Origin of the sequence: Filifactor alocis ATCC 35896 (assembly GCF_000163895.2) — a bacterium.
Lineage (GTDB): Bacteria > Bacillota > Clostridia > Peptostreptococcales > Filifactoraceae > Filifactor > Filifactor alocis.
Window position 1 is genome coordinate 130,800 of record NC_016630.1, and the last position, 21,971, is coordinate 152,770.

Annotated in this window: 23 protein-coding genes; 21 read left to right on the forward strand and 2 right to left on the reverse strand. The window is 33.7% G+C overall.

The features are described from left to right. Positions 1–26: 26 nt before the first annotated feature. Positions 27–596 carry a 5-formyltetrahydrofolate cyclo-ligase gene (locus tag HMPREF0389_RS00545; RefSeq protein ID WP_014261789.1) on the reverse strand — a complete coding sequence of 190 codons (570 nt, stop codon included), beginning with the start codon at positions 594–596 and terminating at the stop codon, positions 27–29. Positions 597–897: 301 nt separating this feature from the next. Between HMPREF0389_RS00545 and HMPREF0389_RS00550 the strand changes: the two genes are divergently transcribed. The 20 genes from HMPREF0389_RS00550 to rny all read left to right on the forward strand — a co-directional run bounded on the left by HMPREF0389_RS00550 (position 898) and on the right by rny (position 20,188). Further along, the gene (locus tag HMPREF0389_RS00550) at positions 898–2,100 is read left to right on the forward strand and encodes a S41 family peptidase (RefSeq protein WP_014261790.1); all 1,203 of its coding nucleotides are present in this window, start codon (positions 898–900) and stop codon (positions 2,098–2,100) included. A 251-nt stretch (positions 2,101–2,351) separates the two neighbouring features. Continuing rightward, the gene (locus tag HMPREF0389_RS00555; protein WP_014261791.1) at positions 2,352–3,107 is read left to right on the forward strand and encodes a tRNA (adenine(22)-N(1))-methyltransferase; all 756 of its coding nucleotides are present in this window, start codon (positions 2,352–2,354) and stop codon (positions 3,105–3,107) included. Then, positions 3,073–3,852: a Nif3-like dinuclear metal center hexameric protein gene (locus tag HMPREF0389_RS00560; RefSeq protein ID WP_014261792.1), complete on the forward strand. Its 780-nt coding sequence runs from the start codon at positions 3,073–3,075 to the stop codon at positions 3,850–3,852. The genes HMPREF0389_RS00555 and HMPREF0389_RS00560 overlap by 35 nt, the downstream gene beginning before the upstream one ends. Before the next feature lie 21 nt (positions 3,853–3,873). Continuing rightward, a complete protein-coding gene (locus HMPREF0389_RS08665; protein WP_049770185.1) occupies positions 3,874–4,551 on the forward strand; it encodes a hypothetical protein in 678 nt (225 codons plus the stop codon). Between the two features lie 69 nt (positions 4,552–4,620). Then, complete coding sequence (locus HMPREF0389_RS08830; protein WP_014261794.1) at positions 4,621–5,313, forward strand: ribonuclease HI family protein; 693 nt, start codon at positions 4,621–4,623, stop codon at positions 5,311–5,313. Next, positions 5,306–6,463 (forward strand): THUMP domain-containing class I SAM-dependent RNA methyltransferase, encoded by a 1,158-nt coding sequence (locus HMPREF0389_RS00575; RefSeq protein WP_156775216.1) that lies wholly within the window; start codon positions 5,306–5,308, stop codon positions 6,461–6,463. Before HMPREF0389_RS08830 ends, HMPREF0389_RS00575 begins: the two co-directional genes overlap by 8 nt. Before the next feature lie 33 nt (positions 6,464–6,496). Further along, a complete protein-coding gene (gene rnmV, locus HMPREF0389_RS00580) occupies positions 6,497–7,042 on the forward strand; it encodes a ribonuclease M5 (RefSeq protein ID WP_014261796.1) in 546 nt (181 codons plus the stop codon). 19 nt (positions 7,043–7,061) lie between these two features. Then, positions 7,062–7,922, forward strand: a complete 861-nt coding sequence (gene rsmA, locus HMPREF0389_RS00585) for a 16S rRNA (adenine(1518)-N(6)/adenine(1519)-N(6))-dimethyltransferase RsmA (RefSeq protein WP_014261797.1) — start codon at positions 7,062–7,064, stop codon at positions 7,920–7,922. 120 nt (positions 7,923–8,042) lie between these two features. Further along, positions 8,043–9,329, forward strand: a complete 1,287-nt coding sequence (locus tag HMPREF0389_RS00590) for an amidohydrolase (RefSeq protein WP_014261798.1) — start codon at positions 8,043–8,045, stop codon at positions 9,327–9,329. A gap of 21 nt (positions 9,330–9,350) precedes the next feature. Continuing rightward, on the forward strand, positions 9,351–10,577 hold the full coding sequence (gene xseA, locus HMPREF0389_RS00595; RefSeq protein ID WP_014261799.1) for an exodeoxyribonuclease VII large subunit: 1,227 nt from the start codon (positions 9,351–9,353) through the stop codon (positions 10,575–10,577). Between the two features lie 26 nt (positions 10,578–10,603). Further along, the gene (gene xseB / locus HMPREF0389_RS00600; protein WP_169308498.1) at positions 10,604–10,813 is read left to right on the forward strand and encodes an exodeoxyribonuclease VII small subunit; all 210 of its coding nucleotides are present in this window, start codon (positions 10,604–10,606) and stop codon (positions 10,811–10,813) included. Positions 10,814–10,817: 4 nt separating this feature from the next. After that, positions 10,818–11,708 (forward strand): polyprenyl synthetase family protein, encoded by an 891-nt coding sequence (locus HMPREF0389_RS00605; protein WP_014261801.1) that lies wholly within the window; start codon positions 10,818–10,820, stop codon positions 11,706–11,708. 5 nt (positions 11,709–11,713) lie between these two features. Beyond that, positions 11,714–12,163, forward strand: coding sequence for a divergent PAP2 family protein (locus HMPREF0389_RS00610; protein ID WP_014261802.1), 450 nt, complete (start codon positions 11,714–11,716; stop codon positions 12,161–12,163). A gap of 24 nt (positions 12,164–12,187) precedes the next feature. Next, positions 12,188–13,000, forward strand: a complete 813-nt coding sequence (locus HMPREF0389_RS00615; RefSeq protein ID WP_041250903.1) for a TlyA family RNA methyltransferase — start codon at positions 12,188–12,190, stop codon at positions 12,998–13,000. After that, on the forward strand, positions 12,994–14,679 hold the full coding sequence (gene recN / locus HMPREF0389_RS00620; RefSeq protein WP_014261804.1) for a DNA repair protein RecN: 1,686 nt from the start codon (positions 12,994–12,996) through the stop codon (positions 14,677–14,679). The genes HMPREF0389_RS00615 and recN overlap by 7 nt, the downstream gene beginning before the upstream one ends. Then, positions 14,676–15,218, forward strand: coding sequence for an NUDIX hydrolase (locus HMPREF0389_RS00625; RefSeq protein ID WP_014261805.1), 543 nt, complete (start codon positions 14,676–14,678; stop codon positions 15,216–15,218). Before recN ends, HMPREF0389_RS00625 begins: the two co-directional genes overlap by 4 nt. 20 nt (positions 15,219–15,238) lie before the next feature. Next, the gene (gene mltG / locus HMPREF0389_RS00630; RefSeq protein ID WP_014261806.1) at positions 15,239–16,252 is read left to right on the forward strand and encodes an endolytic transglycosylase MltG; all 1,014 of its coding nucleotides are present in this window, start codon (positions 15,239–15,241) and stop codon (positions 16,250–16,252) included. Between the two features lie 203 nt (positions 16,253–16,455). Continuing rightward, entirely contained in the window at positions 16,456–17,127 is a 672-nt protein-coding gene (locus tag HMPREF0389_RS00635; RefSeq protein ID WP_014261807.1) for an O-methyltransferase, read from the forward strand. 49 nt (positions 17,128–17,176) lie between these two features. Beyond that, complete coding sequence (locus HMPREF0389_RS00640; RefSeq protein WP_014261808.1) at positions 17,177–18,418, forward strand: peptidase U32 family protein; 1,242 nt, start codon at positions 17,177–17,179, stop codon at positions 18,416–18,418. Positions 18,419–18,598: 180 nt separating this feature from the next. Further along, positions 18,599–20,188, forward strand: a complete 1,590-nt coding sequence (rny, locus tag HMPREF0389_RS00645; RefSeq protein WP_014261809.1) for a ribonuclease Y — start codon at positions 18,599–18,601, stop codon at positions 20,186–20,188. Between the two features lie 297 nt (positions 20,189–20,485). On the opposite strand, the gene HMPREF0389_RS00650 is transcribed toward rny, so the two are convergent. Next, positions 20,486–21,220, reverse strand: coding sequence for an NAD-dependent protein deacylase (locus tag HMPREF0389_RS00650; RefSeq protein ID WP_014261810.1), 735 nt, complete (start codon positions 21,218–21,220; stop codon positions 20,486–20,488). A 239-nt stretch (positions 21,221–21,459) separates the two neighbouring features. Between HMPREF0389_RS00650 and HMPREF0389_RS00655 the strand changes: the two genes are divergently transcribed. Then, positions 21,460–21,897, forward strand: coding sequence for a hypothetical protein (locus HMPREF0389_RS00655; protein WP_014261811.1), 438 nt, complete (start codon positions 21,460–21,462; stop codon positions 21,895–21,897). Positions 21,898–21,971: the final 74 nt, after the last annotated feature.

The window sequence follows — 21,971 nt, forward strand, 5'->3', positions numbered from 1 at the left end:
AGTTGGATAGTAATTCAGAAACAAAATTAGAGAATGAGGAATCTTTTTTCTGTTACGATGTACTGCATTTTGATGTCATGATTCTCTTTCGGGATATCCGGATAGATTTGTTCTTCAAATGCAAGAGCAACGATTTTAGCGTTTTTAGATAACGTGGGAAGGAAACAATCGTAATATCCACCGCCATACCCCATGCGATATCCATGAATATCAAAAGCAGCTCCGGGAACGATAACAAAATCAATGTCAGTAGGAGAAGCGATATTGTTGTCTTGCAGAATTGGAGAAAGAATTCCATAGAAATCCTTTTCTAAGTCTCTGTCAGGATCTTCAACTCTGCCGCACAAAAGTTTTTTTTCGTCGGGAAGAGTGATGGGTGCATATACTTCTTTGTTGTCTTGTAATGCACGGGATAGCAGTTGAAAGGTGTCCACTTCTGATTGAAAACTGAGATACATGAAAATTTTTTTGCTGTCTTGATAAATTTCGGAATTAATCAGATGTTGGAGTATTTGATTAGAAAAAGAAATTCTTTCTTCTGATGAAAGAGAGTTTCTTTTTTTGATTGCAAATTGACGAAATTCTTTTTTTGTCATAACACAGTTCTCCTAATATTTGTAATAAATTCACTTAAATAATCTAAACTTCTGGTATATAATGATTATAGTGTAGAGGATATCTTTTTTCAATTATAACAGTGAATACTGTTTTAAAATATGGAAATAGTGTATACTTATGAAAAAGATAATAACATACACCGGCATCAGAAAAGAGTGAATTTTTTATGATAACTTTAATCAGTGATTAATATAAAACAGGAAATGATGTGTAAACATGATTTTGTAATGAACTTTGATACTTGTTTTGCAGAATATGACAAAAGAGAGGGTACAAAATATGAAAATGACAAAATTTAAATTAATGTTATATACAATGGTTATTATTTTAATGACTAATATTTTAACGGTTCGATATCAGTTATCAGATTATGTAGAATCGAATCCGAATGGAAAAGATATGTTGAATTTGATGGAACTGAAAAATGTTGTTGAGGACGAATTTTATACAGATATAGACGAAGAAGAGCTGATTGTCGGGATGAAGAAAGGATTATTTCAGGGTTTAAATGATCCTTATTCTGAGTTTTACACAAAGGAAGAAATGAATGAATTGAAAGAACAGACAACAGGTGAACTGATTGGTATAGGGGTCATTGTCGGAATTAAAGATGATAATATTGTGGTCATTTCTCCTATTAAGGATTCTCCGGCGATGAGAGTAGGTTTAAAAGCGGGAGATATTATTTCTAAGGTGAATGGTAAGGAATATAAGGCGAATGAATTATCGGATGCTGTGAAAGAAATAAAAGTGCCGTTATCGGAAAAGAAATCTTCTCTCTTAGGAAAAGTAGATTACGGTAAAGTCAAAATAGAAGTTCTTCGGGAAGGAAAAGAGAGAGAGTTTGAAATACAAAGGGAAGAGATTTCTTTGCAAACGGTAGAGTATAAGCAACTGGAAAATAAGATTGGTTACATTGCTATTTCACAATTTGCAGATGGTACTGCAAAAGATTTTGTTAAGGAATTGGAAACTTCGAAAAAGAATGATGACCGTGCTTTGATTATTGATTTGAGAAATAATCCGGGCGGATTATTGAATGAGGTACAAGATGTGGCTGACAGCATTATGGGTGAAGCAACGATTGTCTATACACAAGACAGAAACGGTAAGAAGCAGTATATTAAATCGCGAGATGGTGGAGAGTTGAATATTCCTCTTGTTGTACTGATTAATGAAGGTTCTGCATCTGCTTCGGAAGTGCTTTCAGGCGCAGTAAGAGATAATGAAATAGGTACATTGGTGGGAGAAAAAACTTTTGGGAAAGCACTGGTGCAAACAGTAAGACAATTATCTGACGGTTCGGGATTCAAATTAACGGTACAACAATATTTTACTCCAAGAGGAGAAAATATTAATCATAAAGGGATTGTGCCGGATGTGGAAGTGAAATTGGATGAGAATCAACTTTTGAAAAATCAAGTGGATACACAATTACAAAAAGCAATCGAAATCATTCAGACAAAATTAAATCAAAAATAAAAAATCAGAAAAAATTTGGATTTGAGAAAGTGGTTAAAACAAAGAGTTTTTATCACTTTCTTTTTTTTAGAATTTTTTTCATAAAATTAGGGTAGAAATAAAGAGGCATTGTATAAAAAATCAAGAAGTATGAATTCGGTGTGATATTTTTCTTTTTTGATAAACTTTTCCCATTTTGAGGGGCAATGTGATATAATATTTGTAGAGATTGCAATGGATGGTAATAGGATGAAAAGAGAGAGGTTTTTTGTTTGAGAGAAAAGAAAATCAGCTTAAGATTAGAAAATATTTGTGATATGGTACCGAAAACCAGCAAAAAGATTTTGGATGTTGGAACGGACCATGGATATGTGCCTATTCATCTTGTAAAAAATAAGAGAGTTATTTCCGCCATTGCAGCAGACATCAGTGGTTCTTCTTTGCAAAAAGCAAAGGATGAGATAAAAAAAAATAATTTATCAGATGTAATTTTTGTTAGAGAAGGAAATGGATTGCAAGTAATCACAGATAAAGATGAAGTAGATACGGTAGTGATTGCAGGAATGGGTGGCGTGTTGATTTCTGATATTTTAGAAGAAGCAAGTCATCTTTCTCGTAAAGAGGAGATGTTTTTTGTTTTACAACCTGTTCAAGGAGTAGAAGAGTTAAGAAATTATTTGAGTGCGCATCATTATGAGATGAAACGAGAAAAACTTTTTAAATGGAGCGGGAAATTTTATCAGGTATTTTTGTGCAAAATTTCTAAAAATATGCAGCCTTCATCAGATGAGTACTATTATGAACTTAGTCAAGAATTGACAAAAAATCCGGATAGAGAGTTATTGGAGTATATAGAAATACAAGAAGCTATTTTGCAGAATATCAAACACTCTTTATTACAACTTCAACATAAATTTGAATTAAATTTAGAACAACAGAATAAGTTAGAATCAGTAAAAGAAAAAATATTATTTTATGAAAGGGTGAAATCGAATGCTTCTCAAGGATTTGGCAAACAGTTTGGATAGAATTACAGAAAAGGATTCTCAATATGCTTGGGACAATTCCGGATTGTTGGTAGGGGATTTATCAAAAAAAATCCGAAAAGTGCTTGTGACATTGGAAATTACACCGGATGTTCTACAGGAGGCAGAAGAAAAGGATATAGATTTAATTGTGAGTCATCACCCAATTATTTTTTCCGGAAAGAAAAAGTTGGTAGTCGGAAGTGATACATTTGATGTTGTATATGAGTTGATTCGATTGGGGATTGCGGCATATGCAACACATACAAATTTCGATATGTTGCATAATGGATTAAATGATTATTTTTTAGATGTGTGGGGCGTGCAAGACAGAGAGATTTTGTCGGATGAAGAAGGTAAGCCTATTGGCAGGGTGTTTTCTGTGTATGGAGATAATACAATATTGGACATTGCAAAACACATAAAGGATATTTTTAAACTTCCCGAGATTAGGATTATCGGAGATAAATTTAAAAAGGTAACAAAAGTCGGAGTAGTTACCGGAAGTGGAATAGATGTTTTATTTGGGTCAGATTACAAAGAAATTGATTTGTTTATTACGGGAGATGTGAAGTATCATCAGGCACATGATATTCTTCAAAAGGGTAAGAATGTAATTGATGCAGGACACTTTGGAACAGAAAATATTTTTCCTGACGCATTTCTTTCGTTAGTGAAAAATAAGATTACAGAGATTGAGTTTATCAAATCAGAGATGGATGTAAACCCGTTTCAGTATTTAGAATAGAGGTAGGTTATGAGGACTTTAATGAGAATTGACAAGGGATATACGATATTGCAAAGAGTCAAAGAACATTATGAAGAAGAGAAAATACTTCCTGAATTGGAAGAATTGAAAGAAAAAGTTCAAGATCTGGAAGAGTTTGAAAAAAGAATTCGGTTAGAAATAGATTGTTTGAGAAATGAGTTGAAAAGTCAAGAAGTTAGTCTGGTGGAAGCAGACAGAGAAATTGTTACTGTGGTAGAAAATATCTATCAGTGTTCTGATTTTACCGATAAAAACAAATTACGACTTCGAGAGGAAGAGTTAAAACAATCAAAGGTAAATATCAAAACGATGATGGTAGAGAAGTTTACAATGATAGATATTAAGTTGGAAGAATTAAAAAATTTGAAAAATAGAAAACAAATTTTGATGTTGGAAATGAGACCATACATTAAATTGATTGGTACAAAAGAACAAAAAATTATGGAAGATATCAAAAAGATAGAGAAGAAGATTCGTATTCTAAGAAAAGGAATTGATAATGATAAGTTGAAAGCTTATGACAAAAAAAGAGTATCTATGGGAAAGGTATTTCATCCTATTCTTGACGGAAAATGTTCTTTTTGTGGAGAAACCTTGGTTGTGACAGACGTTGAAGACGGAATTTTGGAATGTCCGAATTGTTCGCGGATTTTGTTTTTAGAGGAAGACGGAGAATAGAATAATTGTAGTGATGACAAATAGAACGAAAGAAATTGCGTTCTATTTGTCAAATGGGGGAATATACTCATGGAAAAAATAGTAATCTATACAGATGGGGGTTCAAGAGGAAATCCGGGTCCGTCCGCAATTGGTTACAAAATAATACAGCCTTCCACAGGAGAATTTTTGTGTATTGGAGAAGAGATAGGTGAAACAACAAATAATATCGCAGAGTACACAGCGTTGTGTGAATCTCTGAGGGTATGTCTTTGTAATCATGTGAAATCTGTAGAAGTATATATGGACAGCGAATTGGTGGTAAAACAAATTATTGGAAACTATAGGGTAAAGAATATCAACTTAAAACCTTTATATGAGCAAGCTAAAAATTATATTTCTCAGTTATCTGACTTCTCCATCCATCATATTTTAAGAGGAAAAAACAAAGAAGCGGATAGATTGGTGAATTTAGCTTTGGACAATAAAGCAAGAATTCAAGAAGGAAATCTGTTTAATTTAAATGTTTCAAAAAGAGAAGATGTGAAAGAAATTTCGGAAATGAAAGGATATCTTCATCAAAAGCATCTGTTTCAAGACTTTTTGATGAAAGAATTGAAATTAAGTTATCTTTCTGTTTCTGTGAAAGACAAGCAAGTTATGATTTGGGTTTCTGCACAGGAGTTTGGTGTGATATTAGAGAATAGAATAGCTATAATAAATAAAGCAAAGGAGTTTGGGTATGAGCAAGTTGTACTCAATTTAAAATCGTATGATGAATAACAGTGAGAAAATAAGTTGCATTGCAGTATGCTTATTTGGAATGGAGTCATCCGTTTCATATGAGTTGAAAATGATGGGAATTGAATTAGGGAAAGTTAGAGATGGTAGAGTAGGCTTTTATGCTACCGCATATGAGATAGCTAAAGCAAATATTTTTTTGAGAACAGCTGAACGAGTTTTGATTCATGTGGGCAGTTTCAAGGCGCAAACTTTTGAGGAACTGTATCAGGGAATCAAAAAACTGCCGTTTGAAAATTATTTATCTGTTGAATGTCAATTTCCTATTGCGAAAGCAAAAAGTTTGAAGAGCAAGTTGTTCACTATTCCGGATGTTCAATCTGTTTCAAAAAAAGCAGTGGTTGATAGACTGAGACAAGCATATCCGAATATAAAAAAATTTGAAGAAAAAGGAGAAGTATATCCGATTCATATTTTTTTAATGAAAGATGATGTAGAGGTTACAATTGATACTACAGGACCGGCATTGCATAAAAGAGGATATCGTGAAAGATCCGGAACTGCTCCGCTTAGAGAGACGATAGCTGCTTGTATGGTTATGTTGACTCCTTGGAAAAAAGATAGGATTTTATTGGATCCAATGTGCGGTTCAGGTACTATTTTGATTGAAGCTGCAATGATTGGAGCGAATATTCAACCCGGTGTCAACCGTAATTTTATTGGAGAAAAATTTCACTTTTTACCAAAAGAAGATTGGATGAGAGCAAGACAAGATGCCATTGAAGGAGAAAATATGGATGTAGAGATGGCTCTTTACGGAAGTGATATTGATGAACAAGTGATTGAGTTGGCAAAAGAAAATGCCGCTTTAGCAGGAGTAGAAGAGTATATTACTTTTTCGTTACAAGACATGTCAGAAGTGAGAAGACCGGAAGAGTATGGTTTTTTGATTACCAATCCTCCTTATGGAGAGAGAATTGGTGAGAAAGAAGAATTAGAGAAGACCTATTGTGATTTGGGGAAAACAATTTCAACATTAAAAAATTGGTCAGCGTTCCTTATTACAAACTATGAAAATACTGAGAAATGTATTGGAAAAAAAGCGACCAAAAAAAGAAAACTGTACAATGGAATGCTAAAGACAGTATATTATCAATTTCTGGGTCCAAAACCACCCAAAAAACAAAGTTAGACTTTGTGCATATCAGATAGAGAAGGATAGAATATGATTAAAGAAGTGATTGTAGTAGAAGGAAAAGATGATATTACTGCGGTAAAGAGAGCTGTTTCAGCAGAAGTTATAGCAACAAACGGATATGGGTTTCCTCATTTTGTAAAAGAAAGAATACGTAAAGCGTCAGAAACGAAAGGAATTATCATCCTAACAGATCCGGATTATGCCGGAAAGAAGATAAGAAGTGAAGTTGCAGCGATTGCTAGAAATTGCAAACATGCTTTTATTACACAAGAAGAAGGAATGAAGAACGGAGATATCGGAGTAGAAAATGCTTCTCCGGATGCTATTCGAAAAGCGTTAAATTGTGCAAGATGTGAAACAGAAACGGAATCATTTGAGTTTACGATGAATGATTTGGTACAGAACAATTTGATTATGGGTTCCGGAGCAAAAGAACGAAGAATTGCTGTCGGAGAGGCATTGGGTATCGGTTATACGAATGCAAAACAATTTCTTTCCAGATTGAATCATTATGGAATTACACGAAAAGAATTTGACGATGAAATAGAAAAGGTGAATCAAAATTTGAGATAGTGTTGATATGAGGAGAACTATGGAACAAAATTTAGCAACATTTGTAACTTTGAAAGAGATTACAAAAAAATATGGGTTTCAATTTACAAAATCTTTGGGACAGAACTTTTTAGTAGATACCAATATTTTACAAAAAATAGTTGATTCGGCAGATATTCAAGAAGAAGATATTGTTATAGAAGTTGGCACGGGAATAGGAACGTTGACCAGAGAATTAGCAAAGAGAGCAAAGAAGGTATATGCTATTGAAATAGACAAAAAATTGATTCCGATTGTAAAAGAAACCACCTCAAACTACAACAATATTGATTTTGTAAATATGGATTTTTTGGAAGTTGTTTTGGAGGATTTAATTCAGGAGAAAGATAGAAAAATCAAGGTTATTGCAAACATACCATACTATATTACAACTCCTATTATTATGAAATGTTTGGAGTCTTCACTGGATATTTCCACTATCTTGTTGATGATTCAAAAAGAAGTAGCTGACAGGTTGTCTGCTGAGCCGTCGACCAAGGCATATGGCAGTCTATCGGTAGCGGTTCAATACTATTCAGATGTAGAATTCGTCGGAAAGGTTTCAAAGAGTTGTTTCTATCCACAGCCAAAAGTAGATTCAGGAATTGTTAAATTAAGTAAAAAACACGAATATATTTTTGTGAGAGACAGGAAGTTATTTTCTCAAGTTGTGAAAAGTGCATTTGCGAAGAGAAGAAAGACGATTTCTAATTCTATGATTGGATTCTGTGAACAATTTACTAAAGATAATGTAATGAAGGCTTTGGAAAAAAGTGGAACAGACGCAAAAAGAAGGGGAGAAACATTGACAGTTGAAGAGTTTGCACATCTAAGTAACTGTATGTTTGAGGTGTTAAATTAAGTGCAGTGCAATGGAATGCAATCACTTTCGGTTTGATTAGGTTGAGTTATTTGTAGCGTAATCTTACTATACAGCTAAAGGAGAAAACATACATTTTGTTGATTGATAGGAGGAATGAAAATGAAAATTTTGATTAAAAATGTATCCTGTTTGACGATGGAAGAACCTATTTCAATAAAAGAAAATACGAATGTTGGGATACAGGAAGGCAGAATTGCTTTTGTAGGAGATGTTCCTGATGATTTCCATGCAGATGAGGTTTTAGATGGAAGAGATAAATTACTTATGCCTGGTTTGGTGAATGCTCATACTCATATTGCGATGTCACTATTCAGGAATTATGCGGAAGATGTTGCGTTTTGGCCATGGTTAACAGAGAAAATACTTCCTTTAGAGGAGCACTTGATACCGGAACATGTTTATGCAGGAAGTTTGCTTTCTCAAGCGGAGATGATACGCTTTGGGATTACTTCTTTTGCAGATATGTATTTTTTTATGGACGAAACCGCAAAGGCAACAGAATTGAGTGGAATGAGGGGCTTGCTTGCAAGATCTGTAGTGAGCGGAGATAAGCAGGAAGAGAAATTAAGAGAATCGCTTGAATTTCATGACAATTGGAATGGAAGGGCAGATGGACGTATTATGGTTTGTTCTGCTCCACACGCCATATACAGTTGCAATGGTGAATATTTGCAACAAATTATCCATGAATCTACGAAACGTGATATGAGAATTCATATTCATTTATCAGAATCGAAAAAAGAGGTAGAGGACTGTATCAACCAATATGGAGTCTCTCCGGTGGAATATTTGAAACAGTTGGGTATGTTTGATTTACCTACTATGATAGCACATGGAGTATATTTATCTGAACAAGATATGGACATATTGAAGGAATGTCATGTGAGTGTTATCAATAATCCGACAAGTAATTTGAAATTAGGAAACGGTTTTGCTCCGATTCATGAATTGTTGACAAAGGGAGTAAATGTCGCTTTAGGAACAGATGGATCGGCAAGCAATAATAATTTGAATTTATTTGAAGAAATGCACTTAGCAGGCATTTTGAACAAAGGAGTTCATTTAGATTCTACCGTAGTTCCAAGTACTGATGTTGTAAAAATGGCTACAATTAACGGAGCAAGGGCAATGGGATTGGAAAAAGTCGGACAGATTACGCCGGGTTGGAAGGCGGATATGATATTGATTGATTTAAATCAACCGCACTTTTTTCCAAGATTTCAATTGATACCATCTTTAATATACTCTGCTCAAGCTTCTGATGTGCATACTGTAATTATAGATGGAAAAATTGTAATGAAAGATAGAGAAATTCTAACATTTGACTTGGAAAAAGCTTGCTTTGAGTGTGAACGCATGGCAAAAGATTTGGTAGACAGACAATAGTTGAAATCATTTGGGGATATTATGAGAATAAGAACTTGGACAGTAGGAGAATTAAATCGATATATTAATCAGCTTTTTAAGACAGATCCATTGGTTCAAAACCTTTATTTGGAAGGAGAAATTTCCAGTGTAAAAATACATGGAACCGGAAATATTTATTTTACAATTAAAGATGATATCGGAAAAGTAAATGCAATTATGTTTCGCTCAAATGTTACTGATATAGAGTTGTTCCAAGAAGGCAATCAGATTGTTTGCCAGGCATCTGTTAATTTGTATGAAAAAGAGGGAAATTATAATCTCATCGTAAAGAATATCTCTTTGAAGGGGAAAGGAATCTTATATCTTAAATTTTTAGAATTAAAAGAAACATTAAAAAGTGAGGGGCTTTTTGATTCAAAGTACAAGAAGGAGTTACCACTTTTTCCAAGAAGAGTGGGAGTTATTACTTCAGAAACCGGAGCAGTGATTCACGATATCATCAACGTGAGTCGAAATAGATTCGGAAAAGCGGAAATTATTTTGTTTCCGGCAAAAGTACAAGGAGATTTGGCTGTTCAAGAGCTTATGGATGGAATTGATTACTTTAATCAAAAGAATGATGTGGATGCAATTATTCTCGGCCGTGGAGGTGGTGCATATGAAGAGCTTGCACCTTTTAATGATGAAAAATTAGCAAGAAAAATTTTTGATTCCCAAATTCCTATTATCTCAGCTGTAGGTCATGAGACAGATGTTACCATTTCTGATTTTGTTGCGGATAAGAGAGCTTCAACACCTTCTATGGCAGCAGAAATTCTATTTCCCAACATTGATACCATCTATGAAAATCTGGAACAAAAATGTTTTGAACTTCAACATCAATACAGGACTCAATTTCATGGATTGGATGTGTTGTTAAGAGACTACAAAGAGCAGTTGACGAGATATACACCGGGATGGAAATTACAGAAAGAACGTGCAAAAAATAATCAATATCTGCAGGAGATGAATTATATTTTCTCTGAAAAAATGATAAAAATGTATGCTGATTTGGAGAAAAATAAGCAACAATTATTGGCGCTGAATCCATTAAACGTATTGGAGAGAGGATATGGTTTGGTCAAGTCTAAAAATAGAATTATTTCCTCCACAAAAGAAATAAAATCTCAAGATATGATAGAGATACAACTGAAAGATGGGATGATAGTTGCAGAAGTGAGTGAAGTTCATATCCTACACAAACAGAGAGATTTTGAGAAGAAATAAATTTCATAGAAAAGGGATGTTTCATGATGAAAAAATTAAAGTATGAAGAGAAAGTAAATCGATTGGAAAAAGTAATAAAATCTTTACAAGAAGAACGGTTGGATTTGGAAGAATCTGTCAAGTTATATGAAGAGGGCTTGCAGTTGTATCAAAGTTGTAAGGAAGAACTTGACGGAATGGAAATGAAATTAAAAATTATTTTGGATGGAAAAGAAGAAACTTTTTTAGAGGAATAATAAGATGAAAAATAAATTTATATCAGCATATCAAGAACAAAAAAATTATGTTGAAAAATGCTTGAAGGAAATAGCTGAAAAACATACATTAAAAGCCATTGCTACATTGGGGATGGAATCAATGAATTATAGTTTGTTAGCAGGTGGAAAAAGAATCAGACCGATTTTGTGTTTGCAGTCTGCTGACTTATATCATATTTCTAATGAAGCAATTCTTCCTTATGCGTCAGCGTTGGAAATGATTCATACCTATTCGTTGATTCATGACGATTTACCGGCTATGGATGATGATGATTTAAGACGAGGAAAACCTACCAATCATAAGGTATATGGAGAAGCTATTGCTATTTTGGCAGGAGACGGATTGTTAAACTTGGCCTATGAGATAATGTTAAATGATTTGTTGCATGGATATACAGACGGAAAATTAAAGGCAGTCCATTATATTGCAAAAGCTGCCGGAATTCATGGGATGGTTGCTGGTCAGGTGTTGGATTTGCAGATGGAAAATCAAAGATGTGATGCAGATTTGTTGAAAAAAATTCATAGGAATAAGACAGGAGAGTTGTTGAAAGCATCGATTTTGGCAGGAGCTTTGGTAGGAGGTGCTTCAGAAGAAGATTGTTATTATTGGGAACAGTATGCTGATCATTTAGGTTTGGTTTTTCAAATTACAGATGATATGTTAGATGTTATAGGAAACGTAGAGTTAATGGGAAAAAATACCGGCATGGATAGCAAAAAAAATACCTATCCTCAATTATTCGGTTTAGAGAAGTCTGTTGAATTAGCAAAATGTAACGCAAACTCTGCTTTATGTTGTTTGGAAAAAATTGAAAAAGACACTTATTTCTTTGAAGAACTGATAAATCAATTGTTAGAGAGAGAGAGGTAAACGGAATGCAGGGTATTCATCAATTGTTACAGAATAAAGTGCTTGGAGTAGCAATATTGTGTTGGTTTGTTGCACAAACTCTTAAAGTGATTTTTACGATTATAATAGATAGGAGATTTGATTTTACCAGATTTGTCGGTTCGGGTGGAATGCCAAGTTCTCACTCTTCTTTTGTGATTGGATTGGCAAATTCAGTTGGATTGACAGAGGGTTATGATTCTACAATATTTGCGCTTTCTCTTGTGTTTGCGTTGGTAGTGATGTATGATGCGGCAGGAGTGAGACAATCTGTGGGACAACAAGCTGTTATTTTAAACCAGTTGTTTGATATGTCAGATAAACAAAGCAAAGTGTGGAGAGATTATGATAAATTAAAAGAATTGGTGGGACATACACCTATTGAAGTTTTTTTTGGTGCATTGTTAGGAATTATTCTATCTACAGTTTTGATATAATAGAGAAAGTAGTGTGGTGTGAAATTGAAACAACGATTAGATATTTTGTTGGTGGAAAGAAATTTTTTTACTTCCAGAGAACGAGCTAAAAGGAATATTATGGCAGGAAAAGTATTGGTTGATAACCGTGTCATAGATAAAGCCGGAATGATGATTGATGCAGATGCTGAAATTAGAGTGAAAGAAGATGTAATCCCGTATGTTTCTCGTGGAGGATTGAAATTGGAAAAAGCCATGAAATCATTCCTTATTTCGTTAGAAAACAAAGTATGTATGGATATAGGAGCTTCTACGGGAGGTTTTACCGATTGTATGCTTCGAAACGGTGCAACACGAGTATATTCTGTAGATGTAGGATACGGTCAATTGGATTGGAAACTACGAAATGATGATAGAGTGGTTGTTTTGGAACGCACTAATATCAGAAAATTGACAACGGAAAAAGTTGATTCACAGATAGATTTTTTTAGTATAGATGTCTCTTTTATTTCGCTAAAATTGGTATTTCCTACACTTAGAACATTTTCGAAAGAATATTTTCAATGTGTAGCATTGATTAAACCGCAATTTGAAGTAGGAAAAGAAGAAGTTGGAAAAAACGGAGTAGTTCGAGATGTATCCAAACACAAAAAGGCAATTGAAATGTGTGTTGGATATGCAAAAGAAAATAACTTTAGAATATTAGGTCTGACATGGTCTCCTATACGAGGACCGAAGGGAAATATAGAGTATTTATTGTACTTTGATTCTTCGGAAAATGAGGATTGTATCATTGACATCGACAAGGTGGTTTCACAATCTCATGAAGAAGATAATGTAGAGGATATGTTATGTTAAAAGAAATTTACATTGAAAATTTTGCTTTGATATCGCAGTTGCATATTGATATTAATCGTGGTTTTACAGTAATTACCGGAGAAACAGGAAGCGGTAAATCCATTATTATTGACGCAATTTCTTTGTGTTTAGGACGAAGAGGAAGCAAGGAATTTGTTCGTCATGGTGAAGATAAGGCAATTATTGAACTGAGATTAGAAAATTTACCAAAAAAAATTGAGAAAGAGTTGTCTGAAATCGGTATTGATACAGATGGTCAACTCATTGTAACTCGTGAACTTCAAAAGGATGGGAGTTCTGTTTCCAGAATGAATCGCAGAATGGTACCTGTTAGCGTTTTGAAATCTGTTATGATGGATTTAATTACAATACACGGACAAAATGAATATGAGTCTATCACTCAGACAGACAAGCAACTTCAGTTGTTAGATAATTTTGGTAAAAGTCATATTCAAGGAAGAAAACAGGAGTATTCAAAATTATATACAGAATACATGGAATTGTTACAACGTATTGATAAACTTTCCGAGCATAAAGACAGCGGTCAACTAACAAGAGAACTGGATTTGCTTTATTATCAGCGTGATGAAATTGAGTCTGCAATGATACAAGATGGAGAATTGGAGAAGTTAGAGGAAGAAAAAAGAAAGCTGTTACATTTTGAAAAAATTCAAGACTCTTTTAATGAGGTATATTCTTTGCTCTCTAAAAATGAACAAAATGCAATGAATCAATTGAATGAATCGATTTCTATTTTGTCTTCTGTAGAACCCTATAGTAACTTTGCATTGAATTGCAGAGAGGTTTTGCAGGAAGCATACTATATGGTAGAAGATATATCTGTTGAATTGGGAAGATGTATGGTAGCAGACAGTTATGATGAAGAACAGCTGGACGATGTTATTTCCAGATTGGATTTGCTAACCAGGTTATATCGTAAATATGGTGGCGATTATCATAAAACAAAACAATATTACGAAGAAGTTTGTGACAGAATTTATGAAATTGAAAAAAGGGAAGATTTATTGAAAGATTACCTTGTTCAAAGAGAAAAATTAGAACATCGATTATTGCAATATGCAAAAATATTACAATCAGAGAGAAAAAAAGTTGCAAGTTCTTTAGAAAAAAGAATGATAAAAGAGTTGAGTACACTTAATTTGAAAAATACAAAGTATGAGATTCGTTTTTTTGAAAAATCTTTTTCGGACAGCGGAATAGATGAGATATCATTCTTTATCAGTTTCAATACAGGAGAAGAACCGAAACCATTTCATAAAATTGCCTCCGGGGGAGAAATTTCTCGATTCATGTTGGCATTAAAAAATATTATTTCCACAACAGATGAGATTGACACGATGATCTTTGATGAAATTGATACAGGTGTCAGTGGGGTTGCTGCAAATCAAATCGGTGAAAAGTTGCAAGAAATCGGACAATATAAACAGGTGCTTTGTATCACACATTTACCTCAAATTGCATCTTTTGGAGCACAACATTTGCTGGTTGCCAAAGAAGAAAGTCGGGGAAGTATGAATACACATATCTATGCATTAACGAAAGAAGATAGAATTAGAGAAATAGCAAAGATGACAGTTGGAGAAAATGTAACACCTATTTCATTAGAAAATGCATCAGAATTACTTCACAAAAATCAAAAGGAGAGGGAACTACAATGAATAAAGAAAATACTATTGACAGCAAGTCTATTTACAGTGGAAAAATTGTACAGTTGAAGGTTGATACTGTTGAAATTGTAGGAAAAGGATATGCTCAAAGAGAAGTGATTTCTCATCGTGGCGGTGTTTGTTGTGTTGCAGTAACAGAAGAAAATAAAATTGTTTTAGTTCGTCAATTTCGAAAAGCTGTGGAGCAGGAACTATTGGAATTACCTGCCGGAACATTGGAAGTGGGAGAAACTCCAAAGCAAGCAATTATTCGAGAGTTGAAGGAAGAAACAGGATATCATTTTACAGAAGTTGAGTCTATGGTGGAATTTTTTCCAAGTCCGGGATATACAAATGAATTAGGACATTTGTTTATAGGTAAGGCAAAAGACAGAGGAGAAATGGAACTGGACGGAGACGAAGAAATCGAGGTGGAGGAATTTACATTAGACGAATTGTTGAATAAAATCAATCAAGGTGAAATCAAGGATGCAAAGACAATATTGGGTATTTGTATGTATCGACTGTTTTTAGACAAGAAGATGGAATAGTTACGAAGAAGGGATTATGTATGAAGTGTAATATTTTTAGAGTTCTGACATTGATTTTATTATCAATAGTTTTCTTCACAGGATGTGTTTTCAGAGCAGATTTATCTCCGGTAGACAGCACAGATTCCAATATGCAACTTTTTGAGGTAGAAAACGGTTCTAATGTAAAGACTGTATCAAAGCAGCTGGAATCTGAAGGGTTGATTAGAAATGGAAAAGATTTTTTGAGGTATGCGAAAAAGAATAATTTGACGAATATTAAAGCTGGGAAATATCATTTTTCAAAATCCATGTCATCTCAAGAAATATTAGATAATATGGTTAACGGGAAAATATATCTCGGTGAAAAGATTATTGTTCCGGAAGGATTTGAAATCGGTCAAATAGCAGAACGATTAGCAAAAAGCGGAATTGTTGATAAAGATAAATTTTTGGAATTAGCATCACAACCGAAGTTGTTTGAAGAACAGTATTCTTTTTTAAGAGGGATGACCCAGAAAAATTTGGAAGGGTACTTGTATCCGAACACATATTTTTTTGAAAAAAACACTTCGGAAGAAGAAGTGATTATTGCGATGTTGGATGAATTTGACAAAGTGTATCGCATGGAATTACAACCTCTTTTGAAAGATTCGGAATTTACAATTCATCAAGCAGTCATATTAGGTTCTATTATTGAAAAAGAAGTAGCGTTAGAGAAAGACAGACCTCTTGTTTCTTCTGTTTTTCATAATCGCTTAAAAAAAGGAATGAGATTACAATCTGATGCTACAGTACAGTATGTTTTGATAGAAAGAAAAGACAAAGTGTTGTATAAAGATTTGAAAATAGAAAGTCCATATAATACTTATCGTGTAAAAGGATTGCCAATCGGTGCGATTTGTAATCCGGGGAAAAGTTCTGTTATAGCAGCTCTAAAGCCTGCTGATACAGACTATTTGTTCTTTCTAACAAAAAATGACGGAAGTAAAGAGCAGGTCTATACCAAAGTTTATGAAGAACATTTAGAAAATAAAAAGAAATATTTGGATTAAAAAGCAACTGTTGATTAAAATAAAATGATATATTGATAGAATGTAGGATAAAGACATGAAAATGATGGAGCCTGATTTATAATTCTTGCAGGAAGTCATGTTCACTTCTTTATTTAAAAAGATTGAAAAAATAAATCAATGTTGATATGATTGTAGAAAATTTTAGAAAAATTATTTGAAATGTGAATAGAGGATTCATTGATATGGAAATTGTCGAAAAGCATGTAGAAAATTATATAAAAGAACATATTCCTACTAAAGATTCTTTTTTTTGTGAGATGGAACAGTATGCAAAGGAATATTATGTACCGATTATATCTCCGGAGAGTCTTAGATTTTTGGAGACAATTTTGTTGTTGCATAAGCCCAAAAAAATTTTGGAAATAGGAACTGCGATTGGATATTCTGCATTAAATTTTTGCAGGATTCTAAAAGGTGACTGTACTGTAACAACCTATGAGAGAAATCAAAAACGATATGATACAGCAAAAGCTTTTATTACTAGAAGTGAGTATTCAAATAATATTGATGTGGTTTATAGCGACGCGACGGAAGGAATAGATTTAGGGGACGCAATATATGATATGGCTTTTATTGATGCAGGAAAATCACAATATCAATTTTTCTTTGATCAAATTTATCCTCATATCAAAAAAGGCGGTATATTGGTTTCTGACAATGTACTTTTTAGAGGAGAGGTTTGTCAAAAGAGTGAATTGGATGTAACAAAAAGAAATCGTACCATTTATCGACGAATGAACAACTATCTGTCTTTTTTGATGACAGAAAACAATAGATTTCACACCTCACTGATTCCAATTGGGGATGGAATGGCAGTAACAATCAAAATGGAGGATGAAATGACTTTGCGTTAATCTAAGAAAAGAAAATGAGATGATTAAAAAATTAAGGAAGGACATAGGGATGAAAAAAATTGAGTTACTTTCTCCTGCCGGAGATTTAGAAAAACTGAAAATGGCAATTATATACGGTGCGGATGCGGTTTATATCGGAGGAACCAACTTTGGACTTCGTGTAGCATCTAAAAATTTTACAGATGAATCTATGCAGGAAGGGATTGAGTTTGCACATAGCCATGGAAAAAAAGTCTATGTAACTTGCAATATTATACCTCATAATGAAGATTTGGTAGGATTGGAAGATTATCTGAAAAAACTTTATAAAATGGGTGTGGATGCTATTATCGTTTCTGATCCCGGTATTTTTATGATTGCAAGACAAACAGTGCCTGAGTTAGAGATTCACATCAGTACACAGGCAAACAACACAAATTATCAAAGTGCTTTATTTTGGTATCAACAAGGAGCAAAAAGAGTTGTTACAGCACGAGAACTGTCCTTTGAAGAAGTCAGAGAGATTAGAGATAGAATTCCGAAAGATATGGACATCGAATCTTTTGTTCATGGTGCAATGTGTATTTCTTATTCCGGACGTTGCCTGATTAGCAACTATATGACAGGAAGAGATGCGAACCGTGGAGAATGTGCACATCCATGTCGTTGGAATTATGTTTTAATGGAACAAAATAGAGAGGGAGAATATTATCCTGTAGAGGAAGATGAGCATGGAACCTATTTTTTCAATTCGAAAGACTTATGTATGATTGAATATATTCCGGAAATTGTAGAGTCGGGAATTACAAGTCTGAAAATAGAAGGAAGGGTAAAAACAGCATATTATGTGGCAACGGTAACAAGAGCATATCGTATGGCACTAGACGAATATCTGAAAGATCCTCAAAATTATAAATTCCGTCCGGAGTGGTTAGACGAGTTGAAAAAAGCAAGTTATCGTGATTTTACAACTGGTTTCTATCAAGATAAACCTACAGGGAAAGATCAGAACTACGGAACGAGCTCCTACATTCGAAATTATGATTTTGTAGGAGTTGTAAAAGATTATGATAAAGAAAAAAATTTGATTCAAGTAGAGATTCGAAACAGATTGTTTAAAGATGATGAAATTGAGATGATTGGTCCAAATGTTCCAACGGAATATCTCAAAGTCAATGCGATGTATGATGAGGATATGCAAGAGGTTCAAGTTGCACCACGACCAATGGAATTATTGTGGTTGGATTTGGGAACTTCTGCAAAAGAGAACTATATTTTACGGAAGAAAGCAGCAAATGCGATTATCGAATAATTGATAAAAATAATTTGAAAAACAAAAAACTTCAATATAAAAAATTAAAATTTTTAGAATAATTTAGTATTTACATTGACATAAAAATTAATCACGATTAGAATATAACTGTATCTTGTGATTTTTTAAGATATTTTTTAACTGGAAATGAATAAAAAGTGAAAACGAGAAGAAAAGGAGGTGGATAACATCGAACCGATTACAATTATAGTAGGTGCTCTTTTTGGACTCGTTGGGTTGTTGATTGGATATATTATTCGAAAAAATATAGCAGAAGGAAAGCTAAAGCAAGCAGAAACTGTTGCGGATCAGATTATATCAAAAGCAAATGAGCAAGCTGAGAGTATAAAGAGCGATGCGAAAAGAAAAATTAAAGATGCTGAAGCAATGAAAAAGGAGAAACTTCTGGAAGCAAAAGAAGAATCCCATAGAATCAAACAGGAAGCTGATCGCGAATACAAGGAACGTAGGATAGAGTTGCAAAAGTTCGAAGATCGAGTGATTCAAAAGGAAGCTACTTTGGATAAAAAAATGAGTCAATTAGAAGCGAGAGAAACAAAGCTTTTTGATAAAGTAAAAGAAGTAGAGTCCAGGGAAGAAGAAGTGGAACATATCAAAGCGGAACAACTTGAAAAATTGGAGAATATCTCTAATTTGACAGTAGAAGAGGCAAAAGAACAAATTATTTCCAATGTTGAAAAAGATGTTCGTCGAGAACTATCAGTAATGATTAAGGACATGGAAGCTGAGGCAAAAGACCAAGCAGATAAAAAAGCAAGGGAAATCGTATCTTATGCGATTCAAAAATGTGCAGCTGACCATGTGGCAGAGACTACAGTTAGTGTAGTAAACCTTCCTAATGATGAAATGAAAGGTAGAATTATCGGAAGAGAAGGAAGAAATATCAGAACATTGGAAAGCTTGACAGGGGTAGATTTTATTATTGATGATACTCCGGAAGCAGTTGTATTATCAGCTTTTGATCCGATTAGAAGAGAAATTGCTCGTATTGCACTGGAAAAATTGATTTCTGATGGTCGAATTCATCCGGCACGTATTGAAGAAATGGTGGAAAAAGCAAAAGAAGAGATTGAGGTAATCTTGAAGGAAGAAGGAGAAAAGGCTGTTTTTGAAACAGGAGTATACGGTCTTCATCCGGAATTGGTAAAATTATTGGGAAGGTTGCATTTTAGAACAAGTTATGGTCAAAATGTTCTAAAACATTCTATTGAAATTGCACATCTTACTTCTATTATGGCGACAGAACTTGGCGCAGATGCTAAGATTGCTAAAAGAGCAGGTTTGTTGCATGATATCGGAAAAGCATTAGACCACGAAATCGAAGGAACTCATGTAGAGATTGGAATGGATTTATTGAAGAGATACAAAGAATCTGAAGAAGTAATTCATGCGATGTCTACACATCACGGAGATTATGAGCCAAGAACAGTGGAAGCAGTGTTGGTAACAGCAGCAGATGCAATTTCTGCAGCAAGACCTGGAGCAAGAGGAGAAACATTAGAGGCGTATATAAAACGACTAGAAAAGCTGGAAGAGATTTCTAATAGCTTTGAAGGCGTAGATAAATCCTATGCAATCCAAGCGGGTAGAGAAGTTAGAATTTTGGTAAAACCGGATAAGATAGATGATGATTACTTACCATTATTAGCTCGAAATGTAAAAAAACAAATTGAAGAGCAAATGGAGTATCCGGGACAAATTAAAGTCAGCATTATCCGTGAAACCAGAGCTGTTGACTATGCAAAATAAATGATAAACTATTCATTTCTTATTCATAAAAAACCGGAGATTATCAATCTCCGGTTTTTTGTATGTTGAAAGCAATGAATTGACGAATACCTCAATATATCCATGAGGTTGATGAAAAATTTTTGTTATATCAGTTAAAGGATTTAACGGCTATGGGATATATTTTGTGCTATCATCATTTACTTGATTGAGCATAAAAATCAGCATTTCTGTAGTTGATTTTACTTGTTTTACATAGAAATAGTTTTGTTGTTAATAGAGAGTTTCGATTTTTGATATTCAAAATTGAAAACAACTCTATAGTTGAGATACTATCCTGCTCAAAACATCGCCGATACTGTCTCTGAAGATAAGATTTGCCATAGAGTCATAGGTAGTTTCATCACGATTAATGAGAACAAGTTTGTTGTTTTTGTAGTAACGTACGAGTGATGCAGCAGGATATACTACTAAGGACGTTCCGCCTACTATCAAAATATCAGTATGTTCAATATAGTAGATTGCTTTTTCAAAAACAGACATATTCAAAGCCTCTTGATACAACGTAACATCGGGTTTGATGATATTTCCACAGTCTTTGCAGAATGGAATGTCAGAAATAGGATAGATATCATCCAAAGAATAGTATTTTCCACAACCTGTACAATGATTATGCAAAACACTTCCATGCAGTTCAAGAACATTTCGGGAGCCTGCCAGTTGATGAAGTCCATCAATATTTTGTGTAATAATCGCTTTTAACTTTCCTAATTCTTCTAATTTTGCAAGTGCAAGATGGGCATTGTTGGGTTTGGCATCCTTGTAAATCATTTTATCGTTATAGAATTCATAAAATTCTTTGGTATGTTCAAAGAAAAATGGACTGCTCAAAATTTCTTCTGCTGAAAAATTTCCAATGTGCATATTATAGAGTCCGGTATTGCTCCGAAAATCCGGTATATTACTCTCTGTTGAAACACCTGCTCCCCCTAAAAAGACAATATTATTGGAGTTTTTTATCATGGAATAAAATTTTTCCATTTCCGGATTCATCATAAATATCACTTCTTTCTTAAAAAATTAATTTGCTTATGTTTATTATACAATATAAAATACAGTATTTAAAATATTTCTATTTATGATGTTCAATTGTAACACTATAATTTTGTATCTCTGTCAAAAAGAGGATAATTTTCTTATGAGATTTAGAGTTCATGTGATATCATATAGATAGCAAAATTAAGTTATCAATAGAAAAATGTTATTAATAACATTTAACTTAGGAGGGAAACATGAAACATAGAACTATTTTGGCAGGAGTTTTTTTACCGGTAGGGATAATGCTTTCTTCTTGCAATCAAAATGCAACGGATGTGGATAGCAACATAATTTCTCCAGATAAAAGTGAAAGTACTGAAAATAAAGTAGATATTTCTCATGGGAAATTTAAAGGAACTTCTTTGGGACCGGAATACTCTCTTCAACAATCAGATGGGAAATATGTTATTTTTTGGGTCGAAAACGTTGGAGATAATAAAGTAAATGTGTCAATTGATGAGTCTGATTTAGTGATTAAGCAGGGAGAAGAAGGAACATTGGTAAAAGAAGTTTCCAAGAAACAACAAGATTTTAAATTTAAGATTGGACCTACTGCTGATTATGGTGGTGAAATCAATGTACGATATAAAATATGGCAAAGCAACACAAAATCAATGGAAAAAACATTCTGATAATAGACAGGGAACATATTTTGATAATAGACAGGGAACATATTTGCTGTAAAGTTGAATTCTATATGATGGAA

What these genes read in the sequence shown, in the direction of transcription:
- rsmA (WP_014261797.1), top strand. Translation starts at nt 7,062, where the DNA reads ATGGAACAAAATTTAGCAACATTTGTAACTTTGAAAGAGATTACAAAA.
- HMPREF0389_RS00635 (WP_014261807.1), top strand. Translation starts at nt 16,456, where the DNA reads ATGGAAATTGTCGAAAAGCATGTAGAAAATTATATAAAAGAACATATT.
- xseB (WP_169308498.1), top strand. Translation starts at nt 10,604, where the DNA reads ATGAAAAAATTAAAGTATGAAGAGAAAGTAAATCGATTGGAAAAAGTA.
- HMPREF0389_RS00560 (WP_014261792.1), top strand. Translation starts at nt 3,073, where the DNA reads ATGCTTCTCAAGGATTTGGCAAACAGTTTGGATAGAATTACAGAAAAG.
- recN (WP_014261804.1), top strand. Translation starts at nt 12,994, where the DNA reads ATGTTAAAAGAAATTTACATTGAAAATTTTGCTTTGATATCGCAGTTG.
- HMPREF0389_RS00590 (WP_014261798.1), top strand. Translation starts at nt 8,043, where the DNA reads ATGAAAATTTTGATTAAAAATGTATCCTGTTTGACGATGGAAGAACCT.
- HMPREF0389_RS00605 (WP_014261801.1), top strand. Translation starts at nt 10,818, where the DNA reads ATGAAAAATAAATTTATATCAGCATATCAAGAACAAAAAAATTATGTT.
- HMPREF0389_RS00545 (WP_014261789.1), bottom strand. Translation starts at nt 596, where the DNA reads ATGACAAAAAAAGAATTTCGTCAATTTGCAATCAAAAAAAGAAACTCT.
- HMPREF0389_RS00650 (WP_014261810.1), bottom strand. Translation starts at nt 21,220, where the DNA reads ATGAATCCGGAAATGGAAAAATTTTATTCCATGATAAAAAACTCCAAT.
- HMPREF0389_RS08830 (WP_014261794.1), top strand. Translation starts at nt 4,621, where the DNA reads ATGGAAAAAATAGTAATCTATACAGATGGGGGTTCAAGAGGAAATCCG.
- HMPREF0389_RS00640 (WP_014261808.1), top strand. Translation starts at nt 17,177, where the DNA reads ATGAAAAAAATTGAGTTACTTTCTCCTGCCGGAGATTTAGAAAAACTG.
- HMPREF0389_RS08665 (WP_049770185.1), top strand. Translation starts at nt 3,874, where the DNA reads ATGAGAATTGACAAGGGATATACGATATTGCAAAGAGTCAAAGAACAT.
- HMPREF0389_RS00550 (WP_014261790.1), top strand. Translation starts at nt 898, where the DNA reads ATGAAAATGACAAAATTTAAATTAATGTTATATACAATGGTTATTATT.
- HMPREF0389_RS00625 (WP_014261805.1), top strand. Translation starts at nt 14,676, where the DNA reads ATGAATAAAGAAAATACTATTGACAGCAAGTCTATTTACAGTGGAAAA.
- mltG (WP_014261806.1), top strand. Translation starts at nt 15,239, where the DNA reads ATGAAGTGTAATATTTTTAGAGTTCTGACATTGATTTTATTATCAATA.
- HMPREF0389_RS00610 (WP_014261802.1), top strand. Translation starts at nt 11,714, where the DNA reads ATGCAGGGTATTCATCAATTGTTACAGAATAAAGTGCTTGGAGTAGCA.
- HMPREF0389_RS00575 (WP_156775216.1), top strand. Translation starts at nt 5,306, where the DNA reads ATGAATAACAGTGAGAAAATAAGTTGCATTGCAGTATGCTTATTTGGA.
- xseA (WP_014261799.1), top strand. Translation starts at nt 9,351, where the DNA reads ATGAGAATAAGAACTTGGACAGTAGGAGAATTAAATCGATATATTAAT.
- rnmV (WP_014261796.1), top strand. Translation starts at nt 6,497, where the DNA reads ATGATTAAAGAAGTGATTGTAGTAGAAGGAAAAGATGATATTACTGCG.
- HMPREF0389_RS00655 (WP_014261811.1), top strand. Translation starts at nt 21,460, where the DNA reads ATGAAACATAGAACTATTTTGGCAGGAGTTTTTTTACCGGTAGGGATA.